This window comes from Rahnella sp. RcJ3, from assembly GCF_009498575.1.
Lineage (GTDB): Bacteria > Pseudomonadota > Gammaproteobacteria > Enterobacterales > Enterobacteriaceae > Rahnella > Rahnella aceris.
The window spans coordinates 177,868-201,896 of the sequence record NZ_QSNX01000006.1; the positions used below are offsets into that span (position 1 = coordinate 177,868).

Consider the following 24,029-nt stretch of genomic DNA (forward strand, 5'->3'; position numbering starts at 1 on the left):
AAACAGACAAATAACTTTAATTATCCCCCTCCTGACATTAGCATCCCCTTATTGCTTACTAAGCAACCAGCTCCATCCACCCGTAAGTAGAAATAAAACATGAAAATGATTAAATTAAAGACCGTATCCAGCTTGCTGGTCGCGAGTTCTTTATTGGTTTCCGGGGTTTCCCGGGCCGGGGAAAGTTTGTTGAGCAGCAATACCGAAGGGATGCGGCACTATGTGAGTTATGGTGCCGAATATTACAAGTGGGACGAATCCGTCAGTAATATGGACGGTAAATATGTTGCTGAACATGGCCCGCGCCTGCGCGTTAATTTCGGATCCAATAACTATCTCGATACCCAAAGCGGCTTATTAAAAGCCTGGGACATGAGCGTGATGTTCGGGATCGTCCGTTATAAAGGCAGTACGCTGGACGATCAGGCCAACGTGCCGAACGGCTCGCTGAAGGGCAAAACCTATTACACCGGCTACAGCGCGGACATGACCCGTGGCTACCGTTACCGGGCATCCGACAGTGTGTCTTTCGATATGAAAAGCGCTGTCGGCGGCCAGGCGTGGGTGCGAAATATCCGCTCTGACGATGTGTATATTGCCTCACAAAACACCACCCGGCAGTACACCGCCGTTGAAGTGTCTTTGCAGCCTTACGCCAAAGCGTCACTGGGGGCGAACTGGCAAATGACCGCAGATTCACGTCTGAGTCTGGAAGGCGGTGCGCTGTATCCGATTAAAACCTGGACGCACAGCAATCAGGGAGGGGTCTGGCTGGAGCCGAAATCCAGGCTTTCGCCATTTACCAGCCTGACCTGGAATATCAACAAAGATGTTTTTGTGAAAGCCAGTTATGTGCATCAGAAATACGGCAAGTCGGACGAGAAACAGGGTGATCTGAACGGACGCACCGTTGGCTATTATCAGCCCGCGACCACCACTTCCACCGTGGGTCTGGAAGCCGGTTTCTACTTCTGATGATTTCAGACAATAAGCGCCTCTCAAGCGGATTGTTCCGGTGTAAATAACCGGAACAATCGCTTATCTTAAAAGTCTCCTTTTCCAGAGGCTTACCTTTCTTATGGATCGTTTTGCAACACTGTCTGGCGTTCTCGCCATTTTATTGTGGAGCATGAGCGTGGCGCTCACCCGCAGTTTGTCCGAATCTCTGGGGCCTTTTGGTGCGGCCGCCTCTATTTATACTGTCAGCGGAATTTTAGTCTGGATGGTCGGCGGCAAACCGTCACTGCGTGGTGAATCTGCTGCATATCTGATCATCTGCGGTCTGCTGTTTATCTTTTATATGGTGGCATTTTCACTGGCGATCGGTCTGGCGCATACCCGTCAGCAAACGCTGGAACTCGGGCTGGTGAATTATCTCTGGCCCAGTCTGACGTTGCTGTTTGCGGTTCCGCTGCTGAAATTACGTGTCCGCTGGTGGATCTGGCCGGGCGCGGTGCTGGCATTTGCGGGAGTGCTGTGGGCAATCAGCGGCGGTCACGGGCTGGATATTCACCAGATGATGCGCAATGTGCGCGGCAACCCGGTGGCCTACGGTCTGGCACTGGGCGCGGCCGTGTCGTGGGCACTGTATTCCAATCTGGTCCGCGTATTGTGTAAAGGCAAAGGCGTGCTGCCGTTGTTTCTGCTGGCAACCGGCGGCGTATTGTGGGCGCTTTACTTCACGTATTCCTCCAGTCGTATCAGCCTGACATTACCTGCCATTCTCGAATTACTGGCGATGGGCGCGGTGACCGCAGTGTCGTATCAGTGCTGGGATATTGCGATGAAAAAAGGCAATGCGACGCTGGTGGCCGCGCTGTCATATTTCACGCCGCTGTCATCGATTCTGATTGCCGGATTGTGGCTGCATACGTTGCCGGGCGCCAGTTTCTGGCCGGGCGTGCTGATGGTGGTCGGCGGTTCGCTGCTGTGCTGGACCGCCTCGCGGGGCAAGTCACTCAGCGGTTAGTCATCACGAAAGAACGGTATTTGGCGAGGACTTGCAAAAAGTCCTCGACGCCGCAAAACGCCAGACTCTCCTCGTCGTAATAACTCATCCCTTCTTCAATCTCATCGCCGTCGAAATCCAGCTGATTGGCACGGATCATCACTTCATCGTCGGCTAACAGCAGCGTGTATTCATGGCCGGCCATCTGCGTCTGGCGTTCGCTGCCCTTCAGATCGCTCAATGCCGCTTCGACGTTATCGAGCACGCTCAGGTCGCCCTTCACTTCTTCATTCAGCCAGTGACCAAGCACTTCATGGCCCATTGAAAAACGCACTTTGACCTCACCGGTGATGTCGCGCAAAAAATCGTAATCCATGGTGCAGTCCTCTGAAAAAATCACAATAAAAAAGGGAGCCGAAGCTCCCTTTCAACACTGGCGCAAATATAGCGACTTAGACTGCGGTTTGGAAGATCACGCCGTCAGCTTTATCGGTATATTCACTCAGCTTGTCGAAGTTCAGATAACGGTAAGTATCCACTGCGGTCTTATCCACTTCCGCCATATAACCCAGATATTCTTCCGGCGTTGGCAGACGGCCCAGCAGGGAGGCGATCGCCGCCAGTTCCGCCGAAGCCAGATAGACGTTAGCGCCGTTGCCCAGACGGTTCGGGAAGTTACGGGTAGAGGTGGAAACGACGGTAGAGCCGTCCGCCACACGCGCCTGGTTACCCATGCACAGTGAACAGCCCGGAATCTCAACACGCGCACCGCTCTTACCAAAGACGCTGTAATAGCCCTCTTCCGTCAGCTGAGCCGCATCCATTTTGGTCGGTGGCGCAACCCACAAGCGGGTTGGCAACGCGCCTTTATGGCTGTCGAGCAGTTTACCCGCCGCACGGAAGTGACCGATGTTGGTCATGCACGAACCGATAAAGACTTCATCGATTTTGCTGTTCTGTACGGAAGACAGCAGACGCGCATCATCCGGATCGTTTGGCGCACAAAGAATTGGCTCTTTGATCTCGGCCAGATCGATTTCGATCACTGCCGCGTATTCAGCATCCGCATCGGCTTCGAGCAGGGTCGGATTCGCCAGCCACTCTTCCATGCCTTTGATACGACGCTCGATGGTACGACGATCGCCGTAACCTTCAGAGATCATCCACTTCAGCAGAACGATGTTAGAGCTGAGGTATTCTTTGATCGGCGCCTGATCCAGTTTGATCGTACAACCTGCCGCTGAACGTTCTGCGGACGCATCCGCCAGTTCAAACGCCTGTTCGACTTTCAGTTCCGGCAAGCCTTCGATTTCCAGAATACGGCCAGAGAAGAGGTTTTTCTTGCCCTTCTTCTCGACGGTCAGATGACCTTCTTTGATCGCGTAGTAAGGGATCGCATGCACCAGGTCACGCAAAGTGATGCCCGGTTGCATTTTGCCTTTGAAACGCACCAGAACGGATTCCGGCATATCAAGAGGCATCACGCCGGTCGCTGCCGCAAAGGCCACCAGACCGGAACCCGCTGGGAACGAAATCCCGATCGGGAAACGGGTATGGGAGTCACCGCCGGTGCCGACAGTGTCCGGCAGCAGCATACGGTTCAGCCAGGAGTGAATGATGCCATCGCCAGGGCGCAGTGAAACACCGCCACGGTTCATGATGAAATCAGGCAGCGTATGGTGGGTGGTCACGTCAACCGGCTTAGGATAAGCAGCGGTATGACAGAATGACTGCATCACCAGATCGGCAGAGAAGCCCAGACACGCGAGGTCTTTCAGTTCATCACGGGTCATCGGACCGGTGGTGTCCTGAGAACCCACGGACGTCATTTTGGGTTCACAATATTCGTTCGGACGAACACCGGCAACGCCACAGGCGCGCCCCACCATTTTCTGCGCCAGCGAGAAACCTTTGTTGCTTGCAGCAACAGGTTTCGCAATGCGGAACACTTCGCTCTGCGGCAATTTCAGGGATTCACGGGCTTTGGTAGTTAAACCACGGCCGATGATCAATGGAATACGGCCGCCTGCGCGCACTTCGTCGAGCAGGACATCAGTTTTCAGTTCGAAAGTCGCGAGCACTTCGTCGGTTTCGTGATTCCGCACTTCACCTTTATACGGATAGATGTCGATAACATCGCCCATATTCAGGTTGGACACGTCCACTTCGATCGGTAAGGCACCGGCATCTTCCATGGTGTTGAAGAAGATTGGCGCGATTTTACCGCCGAGCACCACACCGCCGCCGCGTTTGTTTGGCACATGAGGAATGTCATCACCCATGAACCACAGCACGGAGTTAGTGGCCGATTTACGCGAAGAACCGGTACCGACAACGTCACCCACGTAAGCCAGCGGGAAACCTTTTTTGTTCAGTTCTTCGATTTGTTTGATCGGACCGACGCTGCCCGGTTGATCCGGATGAATGCCTTCGCGTTCATTTTTCAGCATTGCCAGCGCATGCAGAGGAATATCTGGACGGGACCAGGCATCCGGAGCTGGTGACAAATCATCGGTATTGGTTTCACCAGTCACTTTAAACACAGTGACGGTGATTTTCTCAGCCAGTTGCGGACGTGACAGATACCATTCGGCATCCGCCCATGACTGGAGGATTTTTTTCGCGTGTTCGTTGCCCGCGTGTGCTTTTTCTTCCACATCGTAGAAGTTATCAAACATCAGCAGCGTGTGAGACAGCGCTTTCGCGGCAATGGGTGCCAGCGTTTCGTTATCCAGTGCATCGATCAGCGGGTGAATGTTATAACCGCCCTGCATGGTGCCCAGCAGTTCAACGGCTTTTTCAGGAGTGACCAACGGAGAGGTAGTTTCGCCTTTGGCGACTGCAGCCAGGAATCCGGCTTTAACATAGGCGGCTTCGTCGACGCCCGGTGGAACACGGTTAATCAGCAGGTCTAACAGAGTGTCTTCTTCGCCTTGTGGCGGATTCTTCAGGGACTCAACCAACGCTGCCATCTGTGAAGCATCAAGTGGCTTAGGGACGATGCCCTCTGCAGCACGCTCGGCTACGTGCTTACGGTATTCTTCTAGCACGACTTTCTCCTCGCTCTCATTGTCATTTATTATGCCTGGCTTCCATCATCAGCCTCGCGTCATGCCTGTAGGGACAGGGGAATTCAAACGGTCTGATGACTCGGGGACACTGCGGGTATGATTGTTTCTTTGTCGGTTTACGACACATCCTGAACCTGAGCACAGTGCCCTTTAGCGCCCGGGCAGCATAGCAGGATTTTGCCCGCTTGTTAATTCGTTCACATAAAAGCAACATTAAATCTTTGCTGAATCGTTGAGCACAGACGGATCGGCTGTTCATCCCAATTCGCCTTCTAGATCATCACAACAACCCTGATCACACAAGGGAATAAACGGTGGGAAATGCAGAAAAAAGACACAAAAAAACCGCCCCAAAGGACAGCCGGTTTGTATCTTCGAAGTGCTGGCAGGTCAGTGCTTCCTGAACAGAAAGTGAGTGAAAAGCAATCTTATAACCCCCGGACTCATCTTGGGATCGCAAAACACAACATTGGCAGGAAATACTTATTGCTCGGGAAAACAACTTCGCTATATGTTTTTGAATATTGATTTATTACTGATTACTCAGGAAGAAAATTACCGGTTTATTTAATGCACCAAATTTATGATGGCAGTTTAACTATTGATATTTAATATGAAAGTTAAGGAGTGTTGAAATGATGGGATGCAATGGTAATGTGGCATTTGGAAATGAAAGCCGGAAAACTATTCAAGTTATAAGGAAACAATTTGAACTGTACAATTTAGGAAGATACTTGCTCACATCGGGCGTTATGTATTCTATTTTTGTTAAAAACGGAGCATTAGCAAGCAGTTATTATATAAACCAAACAGACTTTGTCAGTTTCTTTCATTCAGCAGAAGCATTTGACCAATATGCGAAAAACCAAATTTACCTTTCAATAAACAGACAACTGATATTTTCGACAACGCATGGTACAGAACATGCCTTCTGGAAATGCATGGAAAAAACGTTTAAATAACAGGGATCGTTAAAAATGAAAAAAAACCTTCTGATGCTTATGCTCACGATGACATTCTCTTGCTTTGCGCATATCAATGAAGACATCGAATATAGCCGTGATAAGTATCTTTTAGCCTACAATAATCTCAACACTAAACTGGAGGAATGTATGGCAGAAATGAAATCCCGGCCTTTTATTACTTCAGCCGATATAGCAGATTATGACAAAAGAACGGTAAGCATCGCCGTTTTATACCTTGGCACCGCTCAAATCGATCAATGTGCCGGGAATGAACATCATCAGTTTATGATCAGGGCATTTGACTACTACGATGCACTAACAGAAGTTAGCGTCTACAGCCAACAAGTTAAAACACTTCATAATGATCTTTTTGCTCTTTTACCTGCCGGAAATATACGGTTAGAAAGAGAATATGAGAGCTTTCCCTTAAAAACCAGGACTGAGTTAGAAGCACGCTTAAAAAATAAAAACCTCAGATCCTACCCCTCATTCCAAAGCAGCCCGCAGTATGATTTTGATGATAAATAGCCGGAAACCGACACTCAGTGCGGACACGCCGGGAGGTTATCGTACATATCTGGCTGTTTTATCAGAACAAACTTCACTTCATGTCGTCTGCAAAGGCGACCTTTCTCAATAATAAATCATCGTAAACGTGGCCGTGCCATTCGCACTCCCGCTGCTGAGTGTTTGCCCGTTGAGATAGTAGCGGGCAAAAAAGGGAATACTCAGGCTTCCTTCGCTGGCCGAAGGGGTGATTGCCCATTGTTGTCCGAGGCTCACAGGCGAGGTATCGCCTTTCAGGATCTGAATTCCCACTCCGGATGCCTGCCCTTCCGCACCATTGCTGATTTTGATCACACCGGCGACCAGCGAATCGTCAGCAGTGCCATCGATACGGATATTCACATTCGCCCCGGCATCACAATTGAGTTCGATGCTAAATGGGACATCGGGCGTGACGCCGCCAGCGGAGGCACTGGAAAAAAGCCCCGGCCAGACCGTGCCCAGAGAAACATTAATGGTGTTATTCAGCACATCGCAGCTTTCCGTTCTGATATTGATATTGCCTGTGTAGGAGAGCGTGTTGGCTCCCCCGCCCCCGAGGCCGGATTTGCCATACACCCCCAGCCCGAAACGGGTCTGGCTTTGCGCCAGTGCCGTATCCGAAATGTCATTGGCGGTTTTGACTAACGATAACGTGACAGCTATCTGATAGCTGAGACTGCTGTCCAGGTTACCCAGCGATGTGTTGCGCGTATCGCAGCCTACACCACCGCCAACCACACGTTGTCCGCTGGAGTTAGTCAGGGCAATACCGATGCCCTCGACACCGGTAGAGTAAACGCCGGGGAAACCCGCGATTTCTGTACCGTTTCCGTAGTAACAGGCGATGATCGGGTCGCCGGAGAGTTCGTTGCTGCCGTTTGTACCGCAAGTACCGCTGATGCTGAAAGTATGCTGACTTCCGGGAATATCCGCCCCAACAGGCAAAGAGGATGTTACCGCAACCGAACTTAAATCCCAGGACTGCGGCATTACCGGTGCGGTAGAACAGGCTGCCCATAATTTGCCAGAAAATAGGGTCAGACAAACCAGCAGTATCATCATTTTCATAAATACCTCATCGACATACGCTGCTGGCCTGAGAGACCGCCGCTTTTTGCGCACCAGATAATGTAAACGGTGCTTCGCACTGTCCCCCTTGCCATGTCACTCTGACTGCGCCCTGATCCGACAAGCCACTGAGATACACCTGCCCCTGGTCGCCGACGATGGCGCGGTTTCGTTCGTCGCCCACCACAAACGCCTCTGCGCCGAAGGGCACAGGCTGCCCGTTATAGGTAAGGTTGAGCAATAATCTGCTACCGGCCCGCGTGGTAAAGGACGCCATAACCACGGCACCGGCAGTGGGAACAACGGAAAGGATGTTGTCGTCAATATCGACGTTTTCGTCCAGTGATGTGGTATCCAGCGCCACACGGGTTCGCTTGTACGGGCTGAGATAATTCACCACCGCGTAGCCGCGCCAGTCGGTATACACGCCGGTATTATTTTGCAATTTCACGCCCGCCGCCCCCGGGGCGCGGACAATGGCAATGGCAGAGAGATCGCTGGCAAGAGGCTGCGCGAAAGTGACACCGAAGGGATGGCCCACAATGGCGCCCTGCCATCCGTAATTGACCTGATGAGTGTCCTGATTGTAGTTGTAGCCCCCGCTGAGCTGCGCGGCGCTGCCCAGATAATTCAGGCTGGCGCTACCGCTGTTTCCCTGCCCGTGAGTGCCATAACCTTCACTGACGGCATAAGAGAGGTTGTTATCCTCAAGCAGCATGCCGTTGATACCGGTCTGATAAAGCGTCCGCCCGTGACTGGCGCTGTTCACGTTAGCCGTGGCCCAGGCGTTTGACAGCCAGCGACCCAGGGGGATACTGACATTAAAGGCGATCTGTTTATCGCTCTCAGTGCCGTAAGTACGGTTATCCGATACCGATAAGGCGTAATCGATACTGGCAATATTGACGTTGTAACTGATCCCCAGACTGCGCTGATTAATTTGCGACTGTCGGTAGTTTTGCTGATACCACGAAAGCGAAAGCGATCCCCACTGCCCGTTGTTGATCATCTGGGTCAGGTTAAGGCGATACTGTTCCCGTGGCTGACCATAGTAATTTCCGTTGCTTTCGTCCTCACGCCAGTTACTGGCATCACTGAAATGATAAAAATCCCCGGCAAAGCGGATCCCTGCCAGCGACAGCGTTGAGCCTGTTGCAGTCACACTTTTGGCATATTGCAGCCGGTATGCCTGACCGCGTTCTGTGTGATTGTCCGTCAGTTCGCTGCTGGCCAGCGTGGTATCAAATGACAAGGATCCCCAATCCCCGACCATACTGCCGATACCGGCATTCGCCGCTTTATAGTTCTGCGCCAGCTGACTGCCGCCAAACAGCGTCACGCCATAACCCAGACCATAAATCAGTGATCCCTGAAGAAATTCAGGTTCATCACCCCCGGACTGATAGGTGCGGTATTTCCCCAGTGTCAGGGCATATTTCAACCGGCCTTCGCGCTGCATGATCGGGATAGCAGAAAATGTCTGGGTAAAATGTCGCTCTTCGCCATTACTTTCCCTGACCGTTATCTCCAGATCCCCGGAAGCGGAAGTCGGGTATAAGTCGTCGATGCTGAAAGCGCCGGGCGGCACATAGGTCTGGTAGATCACCATGCCGTTTTGCTTAATCGTCACCTGCGCGTTGCTTCGGGCAATACCGCGGATCACGGGGGCGAAGCCGCGTAAGCTGTCAGGCAACATATTGTCATCGGAAGACAACTGCACGCCGCGAAAGGTAAAACTGTCAAAAATATCCGCAGGTGTCGTGCTTTCTCCCGCGATAAATTGCCCTTTGAGCACCGGCACATCGCGCTGGAGAAAGCTGTACGCCGAATCCCAGTCCTGCTGCGATTGCCCGTCAATGTTGCGGCTGTAACGCCAGGTGCTGTAGTTGCGCAGCCGCCAGCCGCCCCAGTTGGCACCACTTCTCAGGCTCAGAAACTGGCTCTGATCACTGCCGCCTGAATTTTGCCAGGTACGGGCACCGCTGAGGTTGTAATTAAGCAGTAAGGCCGGCGTTCCCTCATCCCATAACTCCGGGCTGACCGCGCCCCTTGCCAGCGTGTCGAGCAATCCCTGAGGGATGGTGATCAGGAGTTTCTGGCGGGAAAAGTCAAACTGGCTCACAACACCGGGCATCAGCGGCGTGAAATCCTCAACCGGCTTTTGTACAGGCCAGTCGCGTAATGCCGGAATGCTGCGGGTTCTGAGTCCCAGATTTTGCCATTGTGCCGGAGTAAAAAGCGGGGAGAGTGTCAGATCCCTCAAGGCGATAAACGTCACATCCTGCCGCCCTTTCGGCACATTGTTCACCAGCACATCCACGCGGTAAACACCCGGCGTCTGCCCGCCAGCCCGGGAAAATTGCGATATATCCACCGGCGCGCCCGGATGTTCTATTTCCAGTGCCTGAACGTTAAAACGGTCATCCGCGCGTGTTTCAGATGTTCCCAAAGCGATTCCCGCCAGAAGCCATGACCGCAAAAGGGAAGATGAAAGATGCGTAACGACATGATTTTTATTCATAACATGCCTCAGCGCATCCGGTTTTTTTCCACTGAACTGGTACCGCCATAATCATTGACGACCTGCCAGCTGACCTCGCCAGTGACCGCTCCCTGAGGCCAGGGATAACGGGCTTCCCCAAAGGGCGGAACCATGGTGTTACCTGTCGCCACACGGTTGCTGCCAAGGTTTAACCTGAAAAATGTGAAGTAATAAGGTGTCGGATTGGTCACCCGCAGCGTTGAGTCCTGACGGGAGAACTGCAACTGCCGCCAGGCGTTTTGCGCGGCGGGGGCGAGCAACGCTGCGGGCCGGTAAAAAAGCTTCAGGCGCGTCTTCACCACGATTTGCAATAAACCGGCGGGGGCATTTTCAGGCAAACGGGGGATGGATTTGATATTCAGCCAGAACAGGGATTCGCGATCTTCAGGCAGCACGCCGCCTGTACGGATAATTCGCAGACTGTTATCTTGACCGGCATTCAGCCGAAATAAAGGGGGAGTCACGATAAAAGGCGCAGGAACGGAGGATTTTTGTGTCCCGTCAGGTCCGTTATTATCCACCCATGACTGGATCAGAAAGGGCTCTGACTGTGCACCCTGATTACTGACGGTCAGCGAGGTTTCTTTTTTATTACCCGGATATATCACCCGCGTGGCTTCTGTAATCACACCCGCATAAACCGGAGGCACAGAAAAGAGAACAAATAACATCCCTGATAAAATAATAAAAAGACGCCGCATATATTCCTCTCATATTTCCGTCAATAAAAAAAGACATCCGCGTCTGAAGCTCTGGCATCCCTGCCAGTTTAAAGAGATTATTTGTTGATTATTATTATTGATAATTAATGGTGAACTGAGAGGTCCCATTTGCTGCGCCTTCGCCTACGGTTGCCCCGGTACTTTTGTAGCGGGCGATAAAGTTCATATCCACCCCTTCGGCGGTCGCATCAATGGGATAAAAACGTGAGGCCGTGTAAAGAGGAATTGGTGTCCCCTGACTATCCGCAATTTCAATGCCTATACCGGTTGCGCCACCGCTAACTTCCAGCAGCTGATTATCCACTGCATCGGCGGTACCATCAAATTTGACGGCCGCAGCGGTGAAGGTTGTCGGGCAGTTGGTGAGTGAAATCGTGAACGCGGTCGGCGAAGAAGTATCACCGGCTGCCGTAAATGAGGTCGCGGCGACAGTGCCTAAATCCACATTAATGGAGGCATTACTTCCGCCATTCACATCACATGTCGTGGCAACAATTTGTCCGATGAAATTAATGGTGCCATCGGCTGCCTGTACGACGGTCTGACTGAAACACAACACACTGCCGAGAAGTAAAATAAAAGAATTACGCTTATTCATGGAATAATACCTGAGATTAAAATTAAATAAATCCCACCAGATTCATTTATCAAAGCTGGCGATATACATTCACTTTAAACAAGCAGGTATATTTGAGGTAATCACATCCCCTCACATTATTTTATCGATAACATTGAGCTGAAGAAAATAAATGAATGAGGATGTAATGAGATAAATGAGAACAGGCACAGTGTTTGCCACGGGTGAAAAAAGGCAAAAAAACCGGAAATGAGAAATATTTCCGGTTTCAGACATGGACGACTTATTGCATAGAAACCTGGCGCACAAACTCTTTTCTGAGCTGCATGCTGTATTCCTTGCCGTAAAACTGCGTGGCAATGTCTGGCTGCACCACGTCTGTTTTCACTTGTTTGTTCATCGGCACCGCGCCGAAAGCGACATTCAACGCACGCTGGGTTTCAGCTTGCGTTAACCAGTTCAGGAACACCGCCGACGCCGCCGGATGTGTGCTGTTTGCGGCAATAGCCGCAATATTGCCCCCTCCCGGCATACCAAAAGCCGGAATATAAAATTTCAGGCGACCGGTAATCGCCCCGGATTTTTGCAAACCTGCCAGATGATCTTCCCAGGCGGGTACCAGCAATAATTCGCCATCATTCAGACGGGTCAGGCTATCCGCACCCGATGCGGTCTGGGTGATTTTTTCTTTATTACCGACGAACCATTCCCAACCCTTTTTCCAGTTTTTAATAATGTCAGGATCGACTTGCGTGGCATCGGCATCAAATGTGCCTGAGGAGAGGGTGACCACGCGCTGAATAAAGGCTTCGCCTGCCCCGCCGTTATTCGGATCGTTGTAACCAAACTTCTTCGGATTCGCATCGATAAAGTGTTGTAAATCATCGAGTGATTGCGGCAAAGGTTGATTGCCCATCTGTTGCGGATCGTAGGCCATACCGGTTTGGTTGCCCCAAAAGGCAACCGCATATCCTTCGGTATTCACGCTTTGCAACTGATGCACCGCATCCCCGTAACCCGGCAGCCAGTCTACCTGCGCCAGGGCATTTGCTTTACGGATGATCGGTAATTGCGCCACCGACAAGGCCACGACGTCCATTTTGCCTTTCTCGCGGCGAGCTTCCGCCAGCAGTTTATTCATGTTGCCATCAATCGACCCTTCCGGAATACGCACTTTAATTCCGTACTGTTTCTCAAAATCAGCAACGAAACTGCGCCATTGCGGTTGTAAATACCAGACGTTGAAGGTGACTGAGCCTTCTTTTTTGGCCTGTGCGACGACAAGATCCCAATCTTGTTGCGCCAGTGGCGTGGCGGTCGCTGCCCCGCTCAATAACATGCCACTGAGAAATAAAACCGTGCCTGTTTTCATGTTGAATGACTCCCTTATCAAGGATCACGCCTTGCCGGTTGACTGTGACAGATAATTCCCTTTCAACAGCTTCTCAATAATGACCATCAGGACTACGTTCGGGATCACCAGGATCATTGAGACTACCGCCGCATCCGGGCGCACAAAGGAATAGCCGAGAAAAGAATAAAGAATGGTCGGCACGGTAATAAAATCTGGCGCGCCAAGAACGTATGAAATGCTGAACTCTTCTAAACTGCGCACCAGACAAAAAATCAGCGCGGCCAGGAAACTGGGCTTGAGCATCGGTAAAAAAGCATTGCAGAACGTTCCCCAATGGCTGGCACCGAGATCGCGACTGGCATCAATTAAATCCTGCGGCACCGCTTTAAACCCTGCGGACATAATGCGGATCGAGTAAGGCAGTGTCAGCACAGTGTGCCCTAACACGATGCTGATAAACGGGTTGCTGATATTCAGATTCATCAGCATGGCGCTGAAGAAAATCCCGATGATCATACCTGGCATGACCAGTGGGATCAGCGTGAGCATTTCCGCAACGGCTTTGCCCCGAAAAGTCATGCGCCCAAACGCATAAGCGGTGGGTAACGACAGCAGTAAACTCAGCATCGCCACGGCGGGCGCAATGGTGTAGCTGTTAAAGAGGGCTTCTGACAGCGAAGTTTGCTGCCACACCTGTATCCAGCGGTTAATCGACAACACTTGCGGGAATAAGTCCGGGTAGCTCCACGGGTGTTGCGGGTCAACCAGCGACCATAAGATAGCCATTGAAAATGGCAGTCCAAGCCAGACCAGATTGACCAGAATAAAGAACAACAGTGAAATCGTGACGATCAGGCGTCCATTCGCCGTGCGGTTCATTTGACCTCTCCTTTGCGGGTGGCGAGCGGTGTCAGGAGGATGGCGATAAGCAAGGTACCCAATGCTGCCGTCAGCATGATAATCACGGCAATAACCGCAGAGTTATTCCATTCGCCGTATTCCATGGCCGTGGCCTGCATCAGGCGAGCCAGCGAGTAGGTATTGCGCGGACCAGCGACGGAGAAGAAGGCAAAGTCGCCCAGCGCACCGATAAAAATAAGGATCAGGGACACTTGCACTGCGGGTAACGTCAGGGGAAAGATAACGTCCCGAAAACAGCGCCAGCGGCTGGCACCCAGGTTACTCGCCGCGTCCAGTACATCGGTACGGATTGCGTTAACTGAGCCACCGACCAGAATCAGCGCGAACGGCAGATTCTTCCAGATTTGTAAGATAACGACGCCCCAGCCAAAGTCATCGTTCTGCATACGCAGCGGTTGATCAATAACGCCCAGCGCCAGCAATAGCTCATTGATCACGCCGTGATAAGCAATAATATTGATGAACAGAAATGCTGCCACGAGGCCGGGAATAAACATCGGCGCACGCAAAACAGCAACGATACCTTCTTTCGCCACCAGCGGCTGACGGAGCCACAACGCCAGCGGGTAAGAGAGCAGCACCGCACCGAAAGCCCCCAATATTGAGACTTTAACCGAATAGATCAGCGCGCTGTGCAACACCGGATCTTGTAATACGTTTTGCCAGTATTCGAGCGAAAACTGGCTGTCGCCGGAAAGATTGAAATAGCCGATGCTTTGTACCAGCACCACGTAAAAGGTCGATCCCATCAGCAACACAATGGTGCCTAGTCCACTGATCATCAGCAGCCAGGCGGTCAGCTCATTACGCCATTTCATCGTGCCCCTCCACTACTGGCTCGAGGAAGTGAATCGCATCCTCGGGTAAACGGAAGCAAACCCGCGCCCCGCTTTCGGCCTGCGGTTTTTTGACCAGTTGCAGACGTACCGACAATTTACCGTCATCGTTATCGCCCCATGCTTCGGTCAGGTTGCCCATAAACGCCATTTTGCGCAGCGTGAGGAAGAAATGGTTATCGCCGGTTTGTGGCTGCGGCACAAAGCGCGCATCTTCAGGCCGCCAGCAGATATAGCAATGCTCAGCGAGCGGAGGACGCGGAGAACGTACGTAAAACTCACCTAACTGGCAACGAACCCGATAAAAACCAGGCTGTTCCGCAGGAGTGATGTGGGCGATATCGATATTGGCTGCACCAATAAAATCAGCGACGAAACGGTTAGCAGGACGGTAATAAATCTCTTCTGGCGGCCCAATTTGCTCCACGTTGCCCGCATTGAGCACCACGATCTTATCGGACATGGTCAACGCTTCGGCCTGATCATGGGTGACATAAATGGACGTGAGTTGATATTGCCGCTGTAACTCTTTGATTTCAAAACGCACACTTTCACGCAGTTTCGCATCCAGATTGGACAGCGGCTCGTCAAACAACACCACATCCGGACGCGTGACCATCGCTCTGGCCAGTGCCACGCGTTGCTGCTGCCCGCCAGAAAGTTGCACCGGCATTTTCAGGTGCTGATCCTGCAAGCCAACCTGCTTCAACGCCTCCGCCAGCCGCAGTTGCTGCTCGGCAAGAGGTAAGCGTTTTTGCTTCAAACCAAAACAGATGTTATGCACCACATTCAGGTGCGGAAACAGCGCGTACGACTGAAAACACATTGCCGTGTTGCGCTTTTCCGGCGGCAAATTATTAACGGATTGCCCGTTAATCAGAATGCGTCCGCTGTCTGGCTGATGAAACCCGCCGATCATTTTGAGCAGCGTGGTTTTGCCACAGCCGCTCGGGCCAAGCAGGGTGACAAATTCACCTTCCTCGGCGGTGAAGGAGATCTCGCGGGCGGCGTAAAACGCGCCAAATTGCTTTGTAACCTGTTCCAGTGAAAGCGTCGACATAGTGTACAAATCCTGTGTTAATACTCCGGCAATTAAATTTACACACTAAATATAAAATTTATGTGACAAAGATCCTCAAAATCAAAACCAAGCCATAAAAACACAAAAACTAATTATTTATCATAATGTTGAATAATAAAAATAATCACTATAATTATTTTATTTCCATAATTAAATTTAAAGAGTAAATTTAATGGCCATATGTTCACACCATAAAAGGAACAGGCAATGGCGTTTAACTTTCATCAGGCCGCACAAGGCATCGTGCTGGCAAACAGTCACCGCGGCTACTCCAGCCGTTATCCGGAAAACACTCTGCCCGCGTTTATCGGGGCAAAAGAGGCAGGGACTCATTGCATTGAGTTAGATATTCATCTGACCGCAGATAATCATCTGGTGGTCACACACGATCACCGCATTGATCGCGTGTCGACCGGCACAGGTTTTGTCGAGCAAATGACGCTCGCGCAGTTACGGCAATTTGATTTCGGCGTTAAATACCATGCGCAATTTGCGGGCACGCCGATCCCTTTATTGCAGGATATTCTGCGTTGGGCGGTAGAGAATGGCATGGGCCTGATCGTGGAAGTGAAGCAACGTCGTCGACATGACGAATTTGTGTATCATCTGGTTGCCTTGTTGCAGTCAATGCCAGAGGCGCTGTCACATATTCAGTTGCTGGGGTTTAATCATGTGTTGATTAACCGCGTCAAAGCCCTGATCCCAGATTTAGCATTGCAGGTCGTGACGCTGGAGCGTTACAACAATCAACTGGCCGCCGTGCAGCATTCCCATGCCAGTTGCGTCTGTTTTGAATATGAGTTCGCCCATGTTGACGATCTTCGGGCCTATAAACAGGCGGGACTGGGGGTACGCATGTACCTGCATGAAGTGAAAAATGGCATGACACCACTGGAGCAGTACCAGCACAAATTCGGGTATGATAGTCGCCCCGAGATCATGGGCTGGCTGCGTGAAGGTCTGATCGATATGCTCAGCCATGATGATCTTCCGTACCTGCAGGCGCTGATTGAAGAAGCGGGACTGCGCTGGGCCTGATAACAAAAACGATAGCCATATTATGAATGTAAAACCTGACCGTCTGGAACTGCGTCCTACCCAACGTTTGCTGCTGGAGCTGATTCGTCGCCATGCACCGGTGACACGCGCCGAACTGGCGCGCTATTCAAATCTCACTGCAGGGGCAATCACCCAACAATGCCGGGAGCTTTTATTTTCGGGTCTGGTTATCGAAGGCGAACGCAATATGGGGCAGCGCGGACAACCGTCGCTGCCCCTGCGGCTCAATCCTGGCGGCGCGTGTGCGGTCGGGCTGGCTTTCAGCCCTGGCTTTATCGACATGACGCTGGTCGATCTCAGTGGCCGCAAACTGTTCAGTATTTCTGAGCCTCATCAGGAAAATCAGCCGCTTGCCACCACACTAAAACAGATTAAAAACCTGGTGGAGCAGACGTTAAAAAAACGCCAGCTTAAACATGCGCGCATCCTCGGCATGGGGTATGCCGTGCCGGGTTTTCTCAAGCCCGATGGCAAAAAGCGTCACTGTGTGGCCTGGCTTTCAAGCTGGCGCGATGTCGACCTGCAACAGGCGTTTGAGGACAATTTGCCCTGGCCGACATGGGTTGAAAACAACGCCAATGCCTCGGCGATTGGCGAGCTGTATTCAGGTACGTGGAATTCCTATCGTGACATAACCTTTATCGATCTCGGCTACGGGATCGGTGCCGGGATTATCGCCGATGGCAAACTCCTGCGCGGCGGGTTTCTGAATGCCGGTGAAGTCGGTATGGCATTTCCCGGCGATAAACCGCGTCCATCCTATAAAGATCTGGTCGCGACGCTCACACAAGCAGGGTTAAGCGAAGCGCAACTACCGGCACTCACCGCAGAACAGCATCCCTTGCTGGAAGTCTGGTTTTCACGCTGTTGCGATCAGGTCGAGCAGAGCATCATGGGATGTCTGCAATGGCTGGATCCACAGTTGATTATTTTAGGGGGTGCCATGCCAAAAACCATCACCGAAAGGCTGACTGAGGTTTTAACGCAAAGGCTCGATGCCAGGCTTGATCCAGACCGCCCGAAAGTCCGGCTGGCGAACTCCCCGATGGGTGCCGAAAGCGCCTCGTGGGGCGCGGCGATGATCCCGTTGTATCAGGTGATTAATCAGGCATAGCGCACTATGCCTGACGACCGCGTGTTATATTGCTGTGCCGAATGACCAGTAATAAGGATCCGATAGCGTTGACGGTTTATCGACGTAGACATAGCCATAGGAATAGGCGTAATACAGTTTGCCCGAGTATGCCCAACCCAGGCTCATATGATGGGCATCAATTAGCGAAAACCAATCCTCACTGCCGCTTTTAGGTTGCATCTCCCACAATGTATTCTCCGAGGTGCAATCCTTTTTCCAGCCAACATAATCCCACGAATGGTTGCTCAACGCTGAGCGCAAGCATTGCTCCTTATTATATGCGGGTGAAATACGTACCCGTCCATCGGGTTGTCGTTTAACTGACATCCATGCGTAATAGCCGGCTCGCATCACCGCAATAGGTGGGTCGGGACGATAGGTCCATGCATAGGAATCATTGTTATTATAGAGAGCATAAGCATCTTTCTCGGAAGCCAGACTCTTGCCTTCCATGACTGCACTACCCAATTGCCAGGACAGAATCGATTGCATATAAAAAGAAGGTGTCCAGACATGTGGCGTTAATTTTCTATCAAGCACTCCAGTGCCAGAAAAATAAGTATTAATTGAATCCGTGTCGTCAGCCGTAATGACATTTGCGCCGATATCCCGCAGCCAGACGAGGTTCATGCGATAATCATTTTTTTCTGCCGCTATTGTTGACGGACTGAGCTTATCCAGCACGCGGTAACAGCATGATGAGTCGTTATTATAAAATGCTTCTCTGACCGAGATATCCTGCGGGATATTTTTGTCATAGACCGTTTCGGTGTAGAAATTTAAATTTTTCCATAACATGTAATCTGGTACGGGTGAGAATATCTCCAGCGCTTTCCCTGCCCCTTTAATTACCGCCACCATTTCAGCCACCGTACCACTCACCGTATTTGATAACTGGAAATTGGCTGGCGCGTCATAGCTGCCCTGTTCATTTTGTTTGGTGCTCACTTCCTCAAAATCGGCGGAATCTTTAATTAACACAGAGACCATCGGGGCCAGTGTCGCTGGCGCGTTTGCCCATGCGCGAACGGCACAAACCGCCTTGCTATCGGAGATCCCGGCAGGACAGGCAAAGGTGGTGTCAGGCAAGTCATTTATTTTACTGGCATCATTAGGTGTAATCACCGGATCGATCATGATGGTGACCCCCGCCGGGATACCGGCGTTAATCAGTGCATTATTCCAAAGGTCTGGCGAGGGATATTCCGCCATATTCACTTTCATAATGATCCGCTGTAACAGGTTGCTGCCCGAATACGTAACCGATTTATTATACAGGGCCAGTGCAGTGGGCATGATGACGGAAGATGACTTGGTTTCGAGATAAATGAGTGACTGGCCATTATAGGCAATGTAATCATCTATCAGTTGATTGACCGTCGGTACCGTATACGTTGTCGGTTGTCGCGTGGCAACATTGACGAGGTACTTTTGCTGCAATTCTGCCAGTGTCAAACTACTCAGCGCCACATTCGGCCCGGAGTTCGCGATAGGATCATAAGTTGGCTCAAGCATCTTACCGATGTTGAGATCATGAAACACAACCAGTTCACCGTCTGACGTCGCGCGGACGTCCGTTTCCACGTTAGCGCGGCAACGATCATAGGACAGATGAAAAGCACCGAGGCTGTTTTCTGGCTGCGTGTCATTAAAATCCCCTCGATGCTGGGCCGTGACTATTTGGTTATTCTTCGCAAGGTTGTTTTGTAATTCATTCAACAATGTCGCCGACGTTGGACATTCCGTGGCATTCTTCCTTAATTCAGCGACAAACTGCACCGTTTCAACCGTTGCCTTCCCTTGCGCATCATCACCATCCGTACCGGAAAGTTTGAAATTGCCGTGTTCCTGTATCGGGATATTTTGAATCGCGATGGTATCTTCCCGCGGCTGGTAATCTGAATTCATAAAGAAAGCCAGGTCAAAATAATAAGGCTCATCACTTTTCAAACACGATTTTTCATCGTCATCGCCAACATCATAGAGAAACGTCCAGTCTTTACTCGGGGGAACATAGCCCCCCATTTCCGGGCATTTTTTGCTATACATTTTTACCGCATAAAATATGCCGGGAATAGACGTGCCATAAAGTTGCACGTTTTTACCATTTATGGCGGTAAAAATATCTAATGATCCCTGATATCCGGCAACACTGCCTGAAAAAGCTTGCCCATCCTGACCTGCATTACAGGTTGAATGAATCTCGGTTGAAGGAATATATTGCGTACTGGTTTGCGTGGTGAGTTGCTTAAAACCATTGGCAGGCGGTGCTTCATCAGTAATTACAATCGTATCGCTGTAGGTGATATTTACGTTTGATTGTGAGGTAAACATACATTCGGTTGCGGCCTTAGCCGACGGACATAATGACAATAAACATAATACGCTGAGCGTAGTCCTTAACTTAACGTCCATTGTTGCTCCATTTATATATCTAATGTAATTAAAACAATTAACCCCCTCCGTTTTAACATTGAATTTAAAATAAAATGCTACCAAGCTCACGAATAAAGCAATCAGACACCAAATATTAAACAATCAACGCATTAAACATATTCAATTTATATTTATCATTAACAACCTATTTGATATATAAATAACTAGCACCTAATATCAGGCAAAAAAAAACGCCTCCGGAGAGGCGTTTATCAGCAAAGGAGAAAATTACTTTTTCTTCGCTTTCGGGTTTGGCAGGTCGGTAATGCTGCCTTCGTAGATTTCTGCTGCCAGACCCACGGACTCGTGCAGAGTCGGGTGAGCATGGATGGTCAGCGCGATATCTTCTGCATCACAACCCATTTCGATCGCCAGACCGATTTCGCCCAGCAGCTCGCCGCCGTTGGTGCCGACAATCGCACCACCGATAACACGGTGAGATTCTTTGTCGAAGATCAGTTTGGTCATGCCGTCTGCGCAGTCGGAAGCGATAGCACGGCCGGAAGCTGCCCACGGGAAGGTGGCGGTTTCGTAGCTGATGCCTTTTTCTTTCGCTTCTTTCTCAGTCAGACCCACCCAGGCAACTTCTGGCTCAGTGTAGGCAATGGATGGAATGACTTTCGGATCGAAGTAGTGTTTCTTGCCGGAGATAACTTCGGCAGCCACGTGGCCTTCGTGAACACCTTTGTGCGCCAGCATTGGCTGACCGACGATATCGCCGATAGCAAAGATGTGTGGCACGTTGGTGCGCATTTGTTTGTCGACGTGGATGAAACCACGGTCGTCCACTTCAATGCCTGCAGCGCCCGCTTCCAGCAGTTTACCGTTAGGCACACGACCGATAGCCACCAGCACGGCGTCATAACGCTGTGGTTCAGCAGGGGCTTTTTTGCCTTCCATCGTGACGTAAATGCCATCTTCTTTGGCTTCTACGGCTGTCACTTTGGTTTCCAGCATCAGATTGAATTGCTTGCTGATTTTCTTGGTGAAGACTTTCACCACGTCTTTATCAGCCGCAGGGATCACCTGATCAAACATTTCTACCACGTCAATCTGAGAACCCAGCGCGTGATAAACGGTGCCCATTTCCAGACCGATAATGCCGCCGCCCATGACCAGCAGACGCTCAGGGACGCTTTTCAGCTCCAGTGCATCAGTAGAATCCCAGACACGCGGGTCATCATGTGGAATGAATGGCAGTTTGATTGGACGGGAACCCGCCGCAATGATCGCATTGTCGAAAGTGATGGTCGTCGGACCATTTTCGCCTTCAACAACCAGAGTATTCGCGCCAGTAAATTTGCCCAAGCCGTTAACGACTTTGACTTTACGGCCTTTCGCCATACCGGACAGACCGCCGGTCAGCTGGTTGATGACTTTTTCTTTCCAGACGCGGACTTTATCGATGTCCGTTTTCGGCTCACCGAAAACAATACCGTGTTCAGCCAGTGCTTTTGCCTCAGAGATCACTTTCGCGACGTGCAGCAGAGCTTTAGAAGGGATACAGCCAACGTTCAGACACACGCCGCCAAGCGTGGAATAACGTTCAACCAGAACAGTTTCAAGACCTAAATCAGCGCAACGGAAAGCAGCAGAATAGCCCGCAGGACCCGCCCCAAGTACCACGACCTGAGTTTTAATTTCAGTACTCATCATGACCTCTTAATTTATGTCCGGCGGGTCTGACGTCATTTTATATCGTAACGCCCATCATCCACCGGGTCGTTCTATCCGCCCGCAGTTTACAAAATTGTTAACAAATTTGAAACAACAAACGGCATCCGATTTGTGCTTTGCCCTGGAAAATCTCAAACAGCATGAAGAGATTATCAGAAAAAAGCCGGCCGTCTGGCCGGCTTTTCACTTACATCACCAGGCGGCGAATGTCTGACAACACGTTGTTGATGATGGTGATGAAGCGCGCACCATCGGCACCGTCAATGACACGGTGGTCGAAGGAGAGCGACATTGGCATCATCAGACGCGGTGTGAACTCTTTGCCGTTCCAGACTGGCTCAATGGCAGACTTGGAAACACCGAGGATAGCCACTTCCGGCGCATTAACGATTGGCGCGAAGTGGGTCGTCCCGATACCCCCGAGGCTGGAGATAGTGAAGCAACCGCCCTGCATTTCGCCAGCAGTCAGCTTACCGTCACGGGCTTTCTTGGAGATAGCCATCAGCTCACGGGACAACTCGGCGATGCCTTTCTTGTTCACGTCTTTGAAGACCGGAACAACCAGACCGTTTGGCGTATCAACCGCCACACCGATGTTGATGTATTTTTTCAGCGTCAGTTTCTGACCATCTTCGGACAGGGAACTGTTGAAGCGTGGCATCTGCTCAAGGGCAGCGGCAACGGCTTTCATGATGAAGACCACCGGGGTGAATTTCACGTCCAGTTTGCGTTTAGCGGCTTCATCGTTCTGCTGTTTACGGAACGCTTCCAGCTCAGTGATATCAGTTTTGTCGAAGTGCGTAACGTGCGGGATCATCACCCAGTTACGGCTCAGGTTCGCACCAGAGATTTTCTGGATACGGCCCAGTTCAACTTCTTCAATCTCACCGAACTTGCTGAAGTCCACTTTCGGCCAAGGCAACATGCCCGGCAGACCGCCACCCGTTGCTGCTGCCGGCGCGGCTTCAGCACGTTTGACCGCGTCTTTCACGTAAGTCTGTACGTCTTCACGCAGGATGCGACCTTTACGGCCAGTGCCTTTGACTTTCGCCAGGTTAACGCCGAATTCACGGGCCAGACGACGGATAACCGGCGTGGCGTGAACGTAAGCATCGTTCTCTGCGAATTCGCCTTTGCTTTCTGCTTTAACAGCAGGAGCAGCGGCTTTTTGTTCCTGTTTCGCCGGGGCAGCCGCTTCTTCTTTCTTAGCCGCCGGAGCAGCAGGCGCAGCGCCTTCTACTTCGAAGACCATGATCAGAGAGCCGGTGCTGACTTTGTCGCCCGCAGCAATTTTGATTTCTTTCACGGTACCCGCGAACGGAGCCGGGACTTCCATTGAGGCTTTGTCGCCTTCAACGGTAATCAGTGACTGTTCTGCACTGATTTTGTCGCCCACTTTCACCATGATTTCAGTGACTTCAACTTCGTCGCCACCGATATCAGGCACGTTCACTTCTTTGCTGCCGGACTGAGCCGCAGCCGCAGGTGCCGCGTCTGATTGGGTTTCTGCTGCTGCGGCAGGTGCGGCTGCACCAGAACCTGCCACTTCGAAGACCATGATCAGGGAACCGGTGCTGACTTTGTCGCCCGCAGCGATTTTGATTTCTTTCACTTTGCCCGCGAACGGCGCAGGGACTTCCATAGAGGCTTTGTCGCCTTCTACGGTGATCAGCGATTGTTCCGCTTCTACTGTATCGCCCACTTTCACCATGATTTCAGTGACTTCAACTTCGTCGCCACCGATATCAGGTACGTTCACTTCTTTGCTTTCGCTGGAAGCAGGTGCGGCAGCAGCAGGTTTCTCTTCTGCTTTGGCTTCCTGTTTCGCAGGTGCTGCATCAGCAGCACCGTCAGCGGCGTCAAAGATCATGATCAGTTTGCCGGTTTCGACGGTATCGCCGACCGCAACTTTAATTTCTTTGACCACGCCAGCTTGTGGAGAAGGCACTTCCATAGAAGCTTTATCGCCTTCTACGGTGATCAGCGATTGTTCTGCTTCAACTTTATCGCCCACCTTCACCATAATTTCGGTGACTTCCACTGCATCTGCACCGATGTCCGGTACGTTAATTTCAATAGCCATCTGTC

19 protein-coding genes are annotated in these 24,029 nt (G+C 51.1%); 6 read left to right on the plus strand and 13 right to left on the minus strand.

What is annotated here, in order from left to right; translation table 11 throughout:
• The first annotated feature begins 99 nt into the window (after nt 1-99).
• Nucleotides 100-975 carry a hypothetical protein gene (locus tag DXU84_RS10255; RefSeq protein WP_131638356.1) on the plus strand — a complete coding sequence of 292 codons (876 nt, stop codon included), beginning with the start codon at nt 100-102 and terminating at the stop codon, nt 973-975.
• A 103-nt stretch (nt 976-1,078) separates the two neighbouring features.
• Entirely contained in the window at nt 1,079-1,969 is an 891-nt protein-coding gene (yddG, locus tag DXU84_RS10260) for an aromatic amino acid DMT transporter YddG (protein ID WP_013576971.1), read from the plus strand.
• Here yddG and yacL read toward each other — a convergent pair.
• Together yacL and acnB are read right to left on the minus strand one after the other, a co-directional pair.
• Nucleotides 1,959-2,324 carry a protein YacL gene (yacL, locus tag DXU84_RS10265; protein ID WP_013576972.1) on the minus strand — a complete coding sequence of 122 codons (366 nt, stop codon included), beginning with the start codon at nt 2,322-2,324 and terminating at the stop codon, nt 1,959-1,961. The genes yddG and yacL overlap by 11 nt on opposite strands.
• A 76-nt stretch (nt 2,325-2,400) precedes the next feature.
• Entirely contained in the window at nt 2,401-4,998 is a 2,598-nt protein-coding gene (acnB, locus tag DXU84_RS10270) for a bifunctional aconitate hydratase 2/2-methylisocitrate dehydratase (RefSeq protein ID WP_013576973.1), read from the minus strand.
• Between the two features lie 656 nt (nt 4,999-5,654).
• On the opposite strand from acnB, the gene DXU84_RS10275 reads away from it, so the two are divergent.
• Nucleotides 5,655-5,981, plus strand: a complete 327-nt coding sequence (locus DXU84_RS10275) for a hypothetical protein (protein ID WP_112150979.1) — start codon at nt 5,655-5,657, stop codon at nt 5,979-5,981.
• Between the two features lie 15 nt (nt 5,982-5,996).
• Nucleotides 5,997-6,512 carry a hypothetical protein gene (locus DXU84_RS10280; protein ID WP_013576974.1) on the plus strand — a complete coding sequence of 172 codons (516 nt, stop codon included), beginning with the start codon at nt 5,997-5,999 and terminating at the stop codon, nt 6,510-6,512.
• 105 nt (nt 6,513-6,617) lie between these two features.
• Here the strand turns inward: DXU84_RS10280 and DXU84_RS10285 are convergent, their stop codons facing one another.
• The 8 genes from DXU84_RS10285 to DXU84_RS10320 form a co-directional block, all read right to left on the minus strand.
• Nucleotides 6,618-7,601, minus strand: a complete 984-nt coding sequence (locus tag DXU84_RS10285) for a fimbrial protein (RefSeq protein ID WP_228388992.1) — start codon at nt 7,599-7,601, stop codon at nt 6,618-6,620.
• A 7-nt stretch (nt 7,602-7,608) separates the two neighbouring features.
• On the minus strand, nt 7,609-10,050 hold the full coding sequence (locus DXU84_RS10290) for a fimbria/pilus outer membrane usher protein (RefSeq protein ID WP_158537030.1): 2,442 nt from the start codon (nt 10,048-10,050) through the stop codon (nt 7,609-7,611).
• An 80-nt stretch (nt 10,051-10,130) separates the two neighbouring features.
• Nucleotides 10,131-10,772: a molecular chaperone gene (locus tag DXU84_RS10295; protein ID WP_314520561.1), complete on the minus strand. Its 642-nt coding sequence runs from the start codon at nt 10,770-10,772 to the stop codon at nt 10,131-10,133.
• Nucleotides 10,773-10,938: 166 nt separating this feature from the next.
• Entirely contained in the window at nt 10,939-11,463 is a 525-nt protein-coding gene (locus DXU84_RS10300) for a fimbrial protein (RefSeq protein WP_153375613.1), read from the minus strand.
• A gap of 262 nt (nt 11,464-11,725) precedes the next feature.
• A complete protein-coding gene (locus DXU84_RS10305) occupies nt 11,726-12,781 on the minus strand; it encodes an extracellular solute-binding protein (RefSeq protein ID WP_369794759.1) in 1,056 nt (351 codons plus the stop codon).
• A 57-nt stretch (nt 12,782-12,838) separates the two neighbouring features.
• Nucleotides 12,839-13,675 carry an ABC transporter permease gene (locus DXU84_RS10310; protein WP_013576978.1) on the minus strand — a complete coding sequence of 279 codons (837 nt, stop codon included), beginning with the start codon at nt 13,673-13,675 and terminating at the stop codon, nt 12,839-12,841.
• Entirely contained in the window at nt 13,672-14,535 is an 864-nt protein-coding gene (locus tag DXU84_RS10315) for an ABC transporter permease (protein ID WP_013576979.1), read from the minus strand. The genes DXU84_RS10310 and DXU84_RS10315 overlap by 4 nt, the downstream gene beginning before the upstream one ends.
• Nucleotides 14,522-15,613: an ABC transporter ATP-binding protein gene (locus DXU84_RS10320; protein ID WP_153375615.1), complete on the minus strand. Its 1,092-nt coding sequence runs from the start codon at nt 15,611-15,613 to the stop codon at nt 14,522-14,524. Before DXU84_RS10320 ends, DXU84_RS10315 begins: the two co-directional genes overlap by 14 nt.
• Before the next feature lie 228 nt (nt 15,614-15,841).
• Between DXU84_RS10320 and DXU84_RS10325 the strand changes: the two genes are divergently transcribed.
• Complete coding sequence (locus tag DXU84_RS10325; RefSeq protein WP_015690456.1) at nt 15,842-16,672, plus strand: glycerophosphodiester phosphodiesterase family protein; 831 nt, start codon at nt 15,842-15,844, stop codon at nt 16,670-16,672.
• A 22-nt stretch (nt 16,673-16,694) separates the two neighbouring features.
• On the plus strand, nt 16,695-17,807 hold the full coding sequence (locus DXU84_RS10330) for an ROK family transcriptional regulator (RefSeq protein ID WP_013576982.1): 1,113 nt from the start codon (nt 16,695-16,697) through the stop codon (nt 17,805-17,807).
• Nucleotides 17,808-17,831: 24 nt separating this feature from the next.
• Here the strand turns inward: DXU84_RS10330 and DXU84_RS10335 are convergent, their stop codons facing one another.
• From DXU84_RS10335 to aceF, 3 genes are all read right to left on the minus strand, one after another.
• Complete coding sequence (locus DXU84_RS10335; protein ID WP_153375617.1) at nt 17,832-20,162, minus strand: glycerophosphodiester phosphodiesterase family protein; 2,331 nt, start codon at nt 20,160-20,162, stop codon at nt 17,832-17,834.
• A 330-nt stretch (nt 20,163-20,492) separates the two neighbouring features.
• Complete coding sequence (gene lpdA, locus DXU84_RS10340) at nt 20,493-21,917, minus strand: dihydrolipoyl dehydrogenase (protein ID WP_013576983.1); 1,425 nt, start codon at nt 21,915-21,917, stop codon at nt 20,493-20,495.
• Between the two features lie 211 nt (nt 21,918-22,128).
• Nucleotides 22,129-24,024: a pyruvate dehydrogenase complex dihydrolipoyllysine-residue acetyltransferase gene (gene aceF / locus DXU84_RS10345; RefSeq protein ID WP_013576984.1), complete on the minus strand. Its 1,896-nt coding sequence runs from the start codon at nt 24,022-24,024 to the stop codon at nt 22,129-22,131.
• Nucleotides 24,025-24,029 lie beyond the last annotated feature (5 nt).